10 protein-coding genes, 1 tRNA gene and 1 riboswitch are annotated in these 12,639 nt (G+C 38.7%); of the genes, 3 read left to right on the top strand and 8 right to left on the bottom strand.

What is annotated here, in order from left to right:
• Positions 1 to 77 precede the first annotated feature (77 nt).
• Positions 78 to 746, top strand: a complete 669-nt coding sequence (locus JNUCC41_RS13370; protein ID WP_192207976.1) for a B3/B4 domain-containing protein — start codon at positions 78 to 80, stop codon at positions 744 to 746.
• A gap of 418 nt (positions 747 to 1,164) precedes the next feature.
• Here the strand turns inward: JNUCC41_RS13370 and JNUCC41_RS13365 are convergent.
• From JNUCC41_RS13365 to mgtE, 6 genes are all read right to left on the bottom strand, one after another.
• Positions 1,165 to 1,238: transfer RNA gene (locus JNUCC41_RS13365), tRNA-Gly, on the bottom strand.
• 185 nt (positions 1,239 to 1,423) lie between these two features.
• Positions 1,424 to 1,837, bottom strand: coding sequence for a YbjN domain-containing protein (locus JNUCC41_RS13360; protein ID WP_192207975.1), 414 nt, complete (start codon positions 1,835 to 1,837; stop codon positions 1,424 to 1,426).
• 146 nt (positions 1,838 to 1,983) lie between these two features.
• Positions 1,984 to 3,936, bottom strand: a complete 1,953-nt coding sequence (locus tag JNUCC41_RS13355) for an FUSC family protein (protein WP_192207974.1) — start codon at positions 3,934 to 3,936, stop codon at positions 1,984 to 1,986.
• A gap of 408 nt (positions 3,937 to 4,344) precedes the next feature.
• Positions 4,345 to 4,533, bottom strand: coding sequence for a hypothetical protein (locus JNUCC41_RS13350; protein WP_192207973.1), 189 nt, complete (start codon positions 4,531 to 4,533; stop codon positions 4,345 to 4,347).
• 32 nt (positions 4,534 to 4,565) lie between these two features.
• Entirely contained in the window at positions 4,566 to 5,594 is a 1,029-nt protein-coding gene (locus JNUCC41_RS13345) for an NADP-dependent oxidoreductase (protein ID WP_192207972.1), read from the bottom strand.
• A 484-nt stretch (positions 5,595 to 6,078) separates the two neighbouring features.
• A complete protein-coding gene (gene mgtE / locus JNUCC41_RS13340; RefSeq protein ID WP_192207971.1) occupies positions 6,079 to 7,437 on the bottom strand; it encodes a magnesium transporter in 1,359 nt (452 codons plus the stop codon).
• A 283-nt stretch (positions 7,438 to 7,720) separates the two neighbouring features.
• Positions 7,721 to 7,886, bottom strand: a riboswitch (M-box (ykoK) riboswitch).
• A 348-nt stretch (positions 7,887 to 8,234) separates the two neighbouring features.
• Here mgtE and JNUCC41_RS13335 point away from each other — a divergent pair.
• Both JNUCC41_RS13335 and JNUCC41_RS27075 read left to right on the top strand, forming a co-directional pair.
• Complete coding sequence (locus JNUCC41_RS13335; RefSeq protein WP_192207970.1) at positions 8,235 to 9,578, top strand: alpha/beta hydrolase family protein; 1,344 nt, start codon at positions 8,235 to 8,237, stop codon at positions 9,576 to 9,578.
• A 975-nt stretch (positions 9,579 to 10,553) separates the two neighbouring features.
• A complete protein-coding gene (locus JNUCC41_RS27075) occupies positions 10,554 to 10,682 on the top strand; it encodes a hypothetical protein (RefSeq protein WP_255256698.1) in 129 nt (42 codons plus the stop codon).
• Positions 10,683 to 10,918: 236 nt separating this feature from the next.
• Here JNUCC41_RS27075 and JNUCC41_RS13330 read toward each other — a convergent pair whose 3' ends face one another.
• Together JNUCC41_RS13330 and JNUCC41_RS13325 are read right to left on the bottom strand one after the other, a co-directional pair.
• Positions 10,919 to 12,442 (bottom strand): sodium:solute symporter family protein, encoded by a 1,524-nt coding sequence (locus tag JNUCC41_RS13330; RefSeq protein ID WP_192207969.1) that lies wholly within the window; start codon positions 12,440 to 12,442, stop codon positions 10,919 to 10,921.
• Positions 12,439 to 12,639, bottom strand: a complete 201-nt coding sequence (locus tag JNUCC41_RS13325) for a DUF3311 domain-containing protein (RefSeq protein WP_192207968.1) — start codon at positions 12,637 to 12,639, stop codon at positions 12,439 to 12,441. Before JNUCC41_RS13325 ends, JNUCC41_RS13330 begins: the two co-directional genes overlap by 4 nt.

Here is a 12,639-nt window from a genome sequence, read left to right as displayed (position 1 = left end):
CCATTGAAGCTTGAATCCATTTCAAACCATTGCTATCTATGATAAACTAATTGCAATCATTTTTGGAGGTGAAACGGTTGGAAATTACTATATCAGCTAATCTAAGCAGTAAAATCCCTGAATTCAAAGTTGGGATCATTACATATGAAAACATCGAAGTAGGTCCCTCCCCGCAAATGGTGAAAGGAAGACTTCAACTATTTCAGGAAGCACTTTTCTTCGACCTTGAAGAAAAGGAATTGACCGACTTTTCCGGCATTAAAGCGTGGCGGGAGATTTTCAAGGCTACAGGAACAAACCCGTCACGGTATCGCCCCTCCGTGGAAGCCCTTTACCGCCGCATAAAAAAACAGAATTACTTGGCACCCATCCATTCAGCCATCGATTTGAATAACTTCTTCTCGCTGTTATATGAAGTTCCGATCGGCATTTATGATGCGGACAAATTATCAGGAGACATCTCGATAAAGATTGGCGAAGGGTCAGATGGTTATGAGGGATTGAATGGCCGCTTGAATTCCATGGAAAATATGATTACATCAGCCGACCATGATGGCGCATTCGGAAGTCCTTACGTTGATTCAGAACGCACGAAAGTCACCGAAGGAACGAAAAAGGCCATCCAAATCATATATTTACAGCCCAATACTCCAATCACCGAAGCAAATCAGCTAACGAAATCCTTAATGGACATGTTCCTTGAGATCCATGGGGGTGTAGGAACTTACTCGATTGTAGAAGGATAATTAAAACTGAACGGAAATAAGCCCTTTCCACAATCGGAAGGGGTCTTTTCATGCTTTTCCCTAACTTATATGGATAAATAAAACCCGTGCGCGAATATCCTTTTATTCAACCGTTCGGTCATACCTAATTACACAACTTTTTCAGTTTGGACAATAAAAGCACACACCTATTCAAACTGATTCTACTTACGTAGTTAATCTCTTTGAACAAGTTTGTTCTGCATCGAAATCCCCACTCTTCCAGATGAAGGATCACAATAAATAGTTACGGTATGACATCCGGCATTACCGCCTCCATAGAATGTAGTTAATTGGGACAATAAAAAAATCCCACTGTAAACAGTAGAATTCTTGTAATAATATTTAAACGCAAAGCTTCGTTCTCCAGGTAACGAAACCCTACGTTATGAGTATGTATTGGAGCGGGTGAAGGGAATCGAACCCTCATCATCAGCTTGGAAGGCTGAGGTTTTACCACTAAACTACACCCGCATATCCTTGTAGAACTTTGTCGAATTACTAACAAAATTAATTATATAGTTTAATGTGAAAAAATGCAATAGTTCTTTTAAAAAAATTTAATAATTAATGTATTGTAACGTTAATATATTCATTCACTCTAGTAAAGATGTTAAAAGTCCCCTGATTCAGAGAACTTTTTCATCCTATATGATGATTTAAGACCAAATGACTTCCATTAACCGCGGATAAACCTGCTGTGCCGTTTCAAGCAGCATGATTAACTTCCTGAATGCCAGATCCGGTACGATGTCCCCCTCAATGGAGTATGAATACCGAATGGAAATGGTCCCATTTTCTTCATACAGCTTTGAATACCTAAAATTAGCATTATATTCATTCAACAGTGTATGTACATCCTGTTTCTTATCAGGATTCTTTAACTCGGCGACATTAAAGCAAAATAAGTCCGCCACATTTTCATCTTGATTGAAAGCAAATACTAAAAGGACCTTCCACCCGTCCTTTAACTTTTGCTCGGCTCTAAAAAAGGTGGTGCCATCTTCTTTCAACTCATTCATATAGATTTTCTCACTAGTTAAAAAATCACGAAATTTAGCAACGTTTGACATGGTTCATCACCTTTCTGTTTGTAAATACATTTTATAATGAAAACCGGCATTTTTACAGACTTTTCTATAATCCTGCAAATTTCTTCCTATTAACAGTGGCGAATGAGATTCCAATAAGAACTCCCTTTTTAGAATCACTAGATTGATTAGCTCGTTGCTTCACCGCTAAATCGAAGTGCTTTTTGAAGATCCAAAATTTCGTGGCGGATTTTTGAGTACCCTTCAATTTCCGGAACCACTTTATTAGTAAGTGACCTCCCCTTATCTGCAGCGATTGCCATTGTTTCAAAAACATACAGTAATTGAGCAAGTTCACGCTCTGAAAGTACCGACCAATCAGAGAATTTCAAGCTTGCATTTAAATAATATCCCAACTGTTCTATCGAAAATATCACGGGCCAAAGAGATTCCAGTCTAGCCTTGTTTTTGAATATCTCACCAAGAGCCGCATTGTAGACCGTTAATAGATTCACCATATTGGTTTGCATTTTGTTCCTTTCACTGCTTTCATCGATTGCAAGTCCATTATCATGTCCAGAGAACGCCACCAACAGAAATTGCCCCTGGCTTCGAATTGTTTTGGCCATCAAATGATTGAGAAGGCTTGAGGCCGATTGACTGCCGATTAACAGCGATCCAAGAAGACCTATCATGCTCCCAACGACGATATCGGTTATTCTTACGGTCGCAAAAAAACTAAAATCATAGCTTTGAGTTGAATATTCCGCCATGATTAAAGCTGAAGGGGTAAAAAACATCGCCGCCAATCCATAATTCCGTACGATGAAAAGCTCTGTAATGATTGTCAAACACAAAATGATCAGAACGATAATGAACTCGTTATGAACGGATGCAAGAATTAAGCTTGCTAATAGGAGTCCGATGATTGTCCCGAAGGTCCTTTGTACCGCACGATGAAATGTGGCAACAATGGTCGCACCTGACATAACGGCTGCACATGATAAGGGAATCCAATACGAACGGTTAAAATCAGCGGAATAGGCGATGATGGCGGCAATGGTAAGGATTGTTCCATATCGAATGGAAGAGAGAAAGACAATCGAGTTCTTGTCGAACGCCCCAAGAAAAATCGTTTTTAATGAAGGCTTTGAGATTGAAGCTTCTTGGTGGATTTTACTAACCGGTTCATTCATGATGGCATCTGCATTGTAAATTTCAACGAATAGCTTTTCCACCTCTAGTTCCATTTGGTCCGGCTGAAGAATTTTTGATTCATTTTTAGTTTTAGATGCAATGGAGTCGGCCAAGGCACGTACCGATTGTCCTAATTCTGGCGGTAGCACAGCCTTTTTATGCAAGGATAGTTCCAATGCTTCCAGGAAAATGACATTTGCCTGGTCATTCAATAGAAACAACCGCTTTAACATGTCTGAGCTTCGCCTGTTTGAAAACCTGGCTAACAATGTATCTTCCGCTTGTTTCATCGCCAATACCGTTCTTTGTCTTGCTGCATTGAATCCCCCGGTGCCTAGCGAATCAAAGAATGCACCCAATTCTCTGTACACCTTTTCCACCGCAAGCTTTTCTGGTCCATGAGGATTGAAAAACCAACCTAACATACAGATTATCCAAGACAGTGCCCCCCCCAATAAAACAAGACCTCCACGCAACGGCGCAAGCGTCTGATCAATGGGCATACCTGTCGCTAGCGCAAAACTCAAGACAAAGAAAACCGCCGAAGGACCGGTAATCTTTAATGCACCAAAAATAAAAAAAACACTTCCCCCGATGATCCCCATCATTATGGCTGTTCCCAATTGGTATGGAGCCAAAAGTGTCCCTAATACAACAGATAAAGCAAGACCCACCATCACAAAGAAAGTCTTTTTAGCTCTTTGGTAATACGGTTGGTTAAATACGTATAAATAAGTGAACCCGCCTATTCCTGCCAGTAAACCGTATGCTAAATTGCCGAATAATAAGCCAATTAAAACAGGTAAGGCAGCCGCTATCCCTGCACTTAAAGCTTTTATCCAAGGAAATGGATTCTTTTTTAATTCAAAAGCCTGTTTAAATGTCGTATGTATTACATCCAACTTCAGGGATTTTGAAGATGTCCCTTGCTTATTTTTACTCATTTCAATTTTCCCTTTCATCAAATGATTACCTAGGTAACTATTCTTTACTTTATCATATCATTATGTCGAGAGCTATGTTTATAGAGACCCTTTTTTAATATCCTTCATATGGAACAAAAGATACGGTAAAGGGTAAGGAATTCTTTAAAACCTTTGTTTTTCACCTACTTTTCGTATGATTTCCATACGTATCGAAGTCCTTGACTCTCAAAAAGGAACATCACTGTCATGACTTCAACAGATATGTAGACAAACACGGCCTTTCATGTGTTAGTGACTAGTATCGAAATTATTGATGATATATATATAACTCTCTTATCTCGGATGTTATTCATAACAACAAATTGTCCGAAAACGACATTGATCCCAACATATGAAAATACAGAGAATTCTTTGCATATTTTATTCCTAAGGTTGATTATCTTTCATGAAGGACATGCTTTGTAAATGATCAGGAATGGACACCCCTATATCCAAATAAAAAAGGTCGAAGCACATCAATTTAGCTGAAAGATGTGCTTCGACCTCTATTATTGGTTTAACGGGATTTTTTTGAAATAACAGCTCTTTTAATACACCCTCATTTTCAAAGGTCAAACAAGATTCCGCCTCCACTTTGTTCCCTAATCTTATAGTTGAGCGAATTCAGGTTCAGCAACTTTTACAAGCTGTTTACCGAGGTTCGTTCCTTTAAATAAACCTAAAAAGGCATCAGGTGTGTTTTCGAACCCTTCAATAATCGTTTCTTCATACTTCAGCTTTCCTTCTTGAAGCCACTTACCTAAATCCGTAGCCCCCTCTTGGAATCTAGCGGCATAATTCCCAACTGTGAAACCTTTCATAAGGGCACTCGTTTTGATCATCGCCGATTGCAGACGCGGTCCTAGATCTTTCCCTTCTGCATTATAGGAGGAAATCGCTCCGCATAATGGAATTCGGGCATTTGCATTCAAAAGTGTGAAAACAGCATCGGACACCTCGCCGCCCACATTATCGAAATAAACATCGACTCCATCGGGAACAGCATTAGCTAAATCTGTCTTAAAACTATCTCTTTTATAATTTACGGCTCCATCAAATCCGAGCTCTTTCGTTAAGTACTCAAGTTTTTCATCTGAACCGGCGATGCCAACAACCTTCGCACCTTTAATCTTAGCAATTTGTCCGACTGCTGAACCAACTGCTCCAGCCGCTCCTGAAACCACTACAGTTTCACCTTCTTGAGGTTTACCAATATCAAGCAAGCCAAAATATGCAGTTAAACCGGTCATTCCAAGAATCCCTAAATGAGTTGTGACCGGAGCCACCTTGGGATCAATCACGCGGATTTCCTTTTCAGTGACAACTGTGTATTCTGCCCAGTCGATATTCCCAACAACGACATCCCCTTGTTTGAAGGAATTCGATTTGGACTCAACAACTTCAGCAACCACTCCACCGGTGATAACCTTATTCAATTCAAATGGAGCAATATATGATTTTGTATCTTGCATTCTGCCACGCATGTATGGATCGACAGATAAATATAGTGTACGTACTAAAATCTCATTATCCTTTGGTGTGGGAACGTCACTCTCAACAAAGTTAAAATCCCCTTTCGAAGGCATACCTTTTGGACGATTTGCCAGGGTGATCATTTGCTGTTTGGTTTGTGTCATCATTGTTCCTCCTTGGTTTTAAATACGTAATTTCGAAAAGAAGCGTATCACTGATGAAGTTCATAGGTCAAAGAATATGATTGGCTATTGCTTCCATAACACTCTTTATGTAGCCTTTCCTGAAAATCCTAAACTTGCTACGACCTATTATGTCCCATGTTTCTCTTTCATATAAAGGTCATCAGCAAATGACTTTTTTACCTTCAATGTTCGTTTAAGAATAAATCATGTACGTAGACTTCTATATTATACGGTTCGCTTCCCAGGAAAATTTAACGGCCTTTCCCCTTTTGGATACCGGAAAAGGCCGCAGCTTTTTTTAATCTGCTTGGCAAATGTTCAAGCTCAGCAGCTACTTTTTTTCTTCTTATCTATAATCCCGATTTAAAACGTCGGCATGGACATTTTGTTCTGAAATCTTTGAGACTGAGTTCACACTTAAAAAAACTTTACAAGCATATGTGAACTTGGTTTACTGGAAAGTCTACATCAATTTTGAAATAAACATCGTTGCAATTCCAAAGTAAATGAGTAACGAAAGTATATCATTCAATGTTGTAATTAGCGGACCAGAAGCAACTGCAGGATCTATGTTGAATTTATATAATATCAAAGGAATAATGGTCCCAGCTAACGTCCCGATAATTAGGGTCATCACTAACGAACTTCCAACCACTAATCCCAGAACGGGATTTCCCTGCCAAACATAAGCAATGATGGAAATTAATATTCCACAGGTAATTCCTATTATCAATCCAACTTTCATTTCCCGTATAATAAGTCTGGTTACGACACCTTTATCCGTATCACTGGTGATTAGGCCTCTTACAACAACAGCTAAAGATTGAGTACCTGTATTTCCAGTCATCCCTGCGATCATCGGCATGAAGAAAGCAAGTGCAACAACTTTGGACAATGTTTCTTCAAAACCGCTTATTATAGTTCCGGACACTAATCCGATAAATAAAAGTAAAATAAGCCAGGGTAGCCGACGATATGCGGCCACGTGTGCCTTCGTGTCAAAGTCTATAGCTTTACCCGAAGCCGATAATTTTTCAATATCTTCATTCGCTTCCTTAATGACAACATCAATAATATCATCGACGGTCACAATTCCTAATAACTCATTATTTTTTTCAACTACAGGAATTGCTAAAAAATCATATCGCTCAATAACACGCGCTACCTCTTCCTGGTCTTCATAAGCAGATACGGAGATAACCCGGCTATACATAATATCTTGAATTTTTTCAGATTCATCATTTATTATTAAATCCCGATATGACACAACACCTACTAATTTTTTATCATTATCTATTACATAAAGATAATTGATCGTTTCCGAAAACTCTGCAAAGATTTTCAGCTTTTCAACTGATTCTCGAACCGTATAATGTTGGGGTATCCATACGAAACGGTTTGTCATTATTCGCCCTGCCGTTTCAGGTGGATAATTCATGATATTTTGAACGATTTTTGATTCTTCTTGTTTCATACCTGAAAGAAGTTCTTCAATTTTTTCAGGGGATAGGTCCTCTAACAATGAAGCTAGATCATCATTATCCATTAGATCCATTACGTGGCCGGATTTCTCTATTCCTAATTTACTAAGGATTTTCAATTGATGAACCTTTTCAACTTCTTGAATCAGTTCAGCGATTTGTTCTGAATCAAGTAATAACAAGAAACGTGTATGATGTTTTTCTGGAAGCCCCTCAAAAATTCGCGCAATGTCATATGGTTGGAGTTCTTCTAATATTGCTTGAAATTCTTTCTTTTTTCCTTCTTTTAATACTTTTATGATTTGTAAAGTCATTTGATCTTCCGTCAGGATTTTTATCATTTCGTCACTCACTCCTTTTTAGGGGAGCCAAAAAATATTTCCCTTAAATATCAAGGATAAAAAAATATTATTATTCCCCTTCCCAAACTCTTTGTGTTCATTCAATTTTCATTAAGCTTCGAATATATCGTCGTGAATAGTTCCCCACTATCCTCACCTCCAGAAAAAAATAAAAGCACCTCCATTACAAATGGAGGTGCTTAATACGGTTTATATGCGTACATTGCCTGGATGACAAATACAAACAGTCGTATATGACTGAATGACAAATACAAGCATAAATCCAGTTCCTCCATTCGTAGAGCTTTAGCACTGTGTGGCATAGGACAAAGCCAGCTACATTAAAAACCACCTTATGTCGATGGTTTCTGTTGACCCATTGGCGTCTTTCGACATTTTTGGGCAGTAGCGTATCTCCTACACAGGAGCCTCACCTAACGAGGATATTTAATTTACAAATCCACTTTAAAAGAGTTTCTTTTAGATGTCAATGTTTGATTCAAATCATTCTAATTTTGACCTAATATCTTACCTTTAAAAGAGTACCATGAGAAAAACACCGACTTAAGCGCTCCCGATTAAGACAGTCTGGTTGAATGTCTCTTCGATATTTTTTTAAAACGTCCCATATTGCCACCATATTTAAAAGGGTAAACTGGAAAAATAAACATCATTTTAAGGGAAAATATTGGAATTATATATTAAAACTTACTTATAATGAAGACGGATATGAATGAATGAAACAAAGAGACACTTTACATGTTTATCTCTAATTATTAAAGAAAGGGATTGCTCAAATGAAAAGACCTTTGGCGATTATATGTTTTATCGTAAGTGCTTTTGTATTAATGGTAGGTTGCAGAACCAAGGACACGGTAGAGGTGGAAGAGAAATCGAAGGAAGTGAGCTCATTGAAAGCTATTGAAGGCAGGTGGGAGGGAGATATTAAGATTCCAAATCAACCGCTTCCAATCATTGTTCATTTCACAAAGAAAGATGGAACGATAAGCATTCCTGTACAAGGGTTGAACGAATTCCCCTTAACAAGCGTAAAGTTAAGCAATCCAGACTTGTTTTTTAATATGGATATCCAAAATCAGAAAATAACGTTTGATGGGAAAGTAGATAAGGAAAGGATTTCAGGGACATTTGTTCAAAATGGGCAAGCGTTCCCCTTTGAATTGCTTAAGAAATCCGATCAGACAGTTGAAAAGAAAGAAACAGGTGAAATCGTGCAGGCTGACTTAAAGAACGGAACCATAAAAGGCCTTTTGGAAACACCAAAAAATGAAGGGCCTTTTCCTGTTATGATTATAATTGCGGGTTCTGGTCCGACCGATAAAGATGGTAACTCCTATGCAAATCCCGGAAAAAATAATAGTTTAAAAATGTTAGCCGAGAGTCTTGCAGAAAAAGGTATCGCAAGCATTAGGTATGATAAGCGCGGAATTGGCGAAAATATGCAATTGGCAGGAAAAGAAAAGGACCTGAGATTTGAACAATATATTGATGATGCAGCTGCTTGGGCTCAATTTGCCAAAAAGGATGGCCGTTTTTCCAAAGTTGGCATCATCGGCCATAGTGAAGGCTCTTTAATTGGGATGGCAGCCGCAAAGAAAACGGAAACAGACATATTCATTTCATTGGCGGGTGCAGGCGAATCCATTGACCAAGTACTCATTAAACAGCTTGAAGAGCAATTGACACCGACGTTATTAACGGAATCCAAAGATATACTGGCAAAGCTAAAGCAAGGAAAACAAGTCGGGACTGTCAGTGCTGATTTACAAAGTGTATTCCGACCTTCTGTTCAACCTTACATGATATCATGGATTCAATATAACCCGATAGAATTAGTAAAGGAACTGAACATCCCTGTTCTGATCGTGAACGGTAATAGAGATATTCAAGTGCCGGCAACCAACGCAAAAGCATTGCATAAAGAAAAAAAAGATTCTGAATTACTTATACTTGAAAAGATGAATCATGTATTGAAAGAAGCCCCTGAAGATCGAAAGGGAAATTTAGCAACCTATACAAATCCTGAACTACCTTTATCCCCTGGATTGGTGAATGGAATCATTGAATTTTTAAACAAAAATGACATTACAAGTAATGACGGCCATAAAAATAACAATTGAGAATTGCTTCTCCCCCGGGTTCAGGTGTTCGGGTTGAATGAAAGCTGGTTATAGTGTATAGGCTCAGGTTCTTTGGTTTCCCCAAATTCCTTTTAAATCATGAATAGGAATAATCAATATAGTTTAGAAAGACTAACAGGGGAATTTTTAAAACTAAAAACAAAAGGCAGAATCAATCTGCCTTTTGTTTTTTATATTTCCTCTGAGATACTCTGTCCCACTATTAAATTATATGCTAATAAACTTTTTTGAAGGCTCTTTTCGTAACGATAGTTGTTTTTAAAAACTAAACGATTTAAGGTTGATTGTAGCGCAAGTGCGAGACTCCTGCGGGAGCAGCGGGACAGGTGAGACCCCACAGGCGTTTACGCCGAGGAGGCTCACCGTCCGCCCCGCGGAAAGCGAGCATCTCTGGAGGGGAAATTATGCGAAAACAGCCTTTTTGAAAGAGCATGAAAAATAAATGGCACTAATTAAGAAAAAAAGCAGTAACCTAGAAAAGCTCCCTCATGTCGAATTAATGGTACAAGTGCTAGTAATTGTGGAGCAAATATTCGACAGGCCCTTCATAAGGTACATACCAAAATCAGTTTTTGTCATTCCAAAATTAGTACGAAATTCTACCGAGGTAATTTCCGGAAAAATCACCCACTTAAATTGACCCTCCTTCATTACGTGATGATATCCACCAGTTTGGAATTGGTGAACGACTCTTTTTCAACAAAATCTTACTCTGGCCTTAGATGCAGTGTGAAAGAAATGCGTTTCCTCCCTGCATCTCAAGGTTCATGTTTTTTTCTTATTGTACGTAAAAATATTTTTATCACATGCCTATATCCTGAAAGGCAATTTTCGGTTTTTATCTTTGAAACAATGGTTTGAATATCACTTGAATTTGATGTTCTTACCAAGTGAAAACATAAGATCACCAAAAAGGGACAAACTGTATTTGAAAAAAGAAAGGAGATGTGAGACATGACAAAAAAATTCAATAAAGGCAGCCGTAATCAAAATTCACCGCAATTACACGGGCAAGCTCCTGTTAGTGGGGACAACAGTAAAGGAAATAAAAGAAATAAAGATCAAAGTTCCAAAACTGAGTAATTAACTGAAACAAACCGGCCATATTCAGACCGGTTTGTTCCTTTTGTGGATCATCTTCTTTGTTATTGGGCAGAAAGCGGTCAAGCATATGTGCACGGACAACTTTGATTCCAGAAAGTCCAAATCATTATCGGCGTTATCCGAACTGTAAATAGCGTCCTGCAAAACTGCCCCCAGAAAAGAGCGCATTCATTTTTCATTATCATATCGTAAGTGAAATTATTAATCATGCTAAGTTAGCTATTTGATTCTTTTGGTGTTGGAAACTTGTGCCCTTCCGTTGTCGTTTCCAAACTATCGGTACCTTGATGAGTATAATTAATGTTTTTTGTCATCAAGCTAACCACCACCAAGACTACGATATTGACAAATAGGGCAATAATTCCTACATTCAGGTCTTTAATTGCTTGAGGAAGATGAGGAAATAGTTGACTGATTTTCATGTTCCCCAGTTCCATAATAGAAACTAGCACCCCTCCTGTTATTATCCCGGCAAATGCTCCATGTTTGGTTACAAAATTCTTTCTCATCAAACTTGCGAAAAAGGCAGGAGCAAGTTGTGTAATGAAATTATAGGCGATTAGAGCGAGACTAAAGAGCGAATTTCCACCTTTAAAGGTCAAGTAAATCCCTAAGAGAGAAATTAGGGGAACCAAGTATTTTACCAGTTTTGCAATCTGTTTTTCCGTTGCTGATGGAGTGAATACGCTATATACATTTTTTGCAAGCATTGTTGATATGGACATCAAGAGCATGGAACTTGGCACTAAAGCGGCTAACACGCCAGTTCCACCGATTAAGCCCACAAACCATGGATCAAAATCCTGTTTAGATAGCTGCAGCAAGATTTGATCGGCTTCGCCGCCTTTTAATCCAGGCATCTGTAAAATCGCTGCAAATCCAACAAAAAAGGCAAACAATAATATCAATTGGTACATGGGCATTAGGATTGCGTTTTTCCGTAAAGCTTTTTCGCTAGAGGCAGCATATATAGGAGAAAACCCGTGCGGCCACATATAAAATCCAATAGAGCTTAATATAACAGTGGATATATACCATGAAACGCTCATTCCCTGATCTGGAAGTATGGTATAGTTCGGCTTTGCATTTTCAATTGCCTCATACATAGGTTGGAGCCCGCCGTAATAATGAAGTGGGAAATAAACTCCTAAAAATACGACAATGCCAAGAATCAGAATATCCTTCAAAATAGCTGTCCTCGCAGAGCCGTGAATGCCGGAAACCATTACAAAAATAGTAACGCCAATTGCTCCGGCCCAAATGGCAGCTGTAGAAGAGATTGCCCCATAGGATGTTGCTGAAACGATATATCCTAACCCCTTCAATTGCAGCACTAAGTAGCAAGTACAAGCTACAACGCCTATAACCGCAACAAGCACACCAAGATAAGGACTTTGATATTTTTTTACAAAAAAATCAGATTGGGAAACTAATTGGTGTTTCTTTGCATACCTCCAGATAGCAGGAAATGTCCAATAGGAGATCACTGTAGCCAGGCAGCCATATGATACGATACTAAAGATGGAACCCCCTTCCCCATAAGCAGATCCACTTGCACCCAAAAAGGTAAAGGTTGTATACATTTCACCAGCGGACAAGAGGAAAATCAATAGGGCTCCCATCCCGCGTCCTCCAACCGACCATTGTTCCAAGTTCATTTCTTTCCCTTTTTTAGCCTGGATACCGATCAAAACAGAAATGACGAAAAAAAACAGGATAAAAAAAACGGCAATATTCATCTTGAATCTCCCTTCTGATTAGCAGGATCCAGTAGGTAAATAACCCCCATTATACCTGTGGTCAGCACAGACCAGAGTACAATCCAAAAATGAAAAAATGGCATTCCCAGAACATAGGGAGTCACTTTATTTGTAAACAAAGCGCCCACAATAAAGCCAAGAAACGGGATAATTCCGAGCCAATATATTTTTTTCAA

The sequence above is a fragment of the Brevibacillus sp. JNUCC-41 genome, from assembly GCF_014844095.1.
GTDB lineage: Bacteria > Bacillota > Bacilli > Bacillales > DSM-1321 > Peribacillus > Peribacillus aracenensis.
This window is presented reverse-complemented; position numbering and strand designations above follow the sequence as displayed.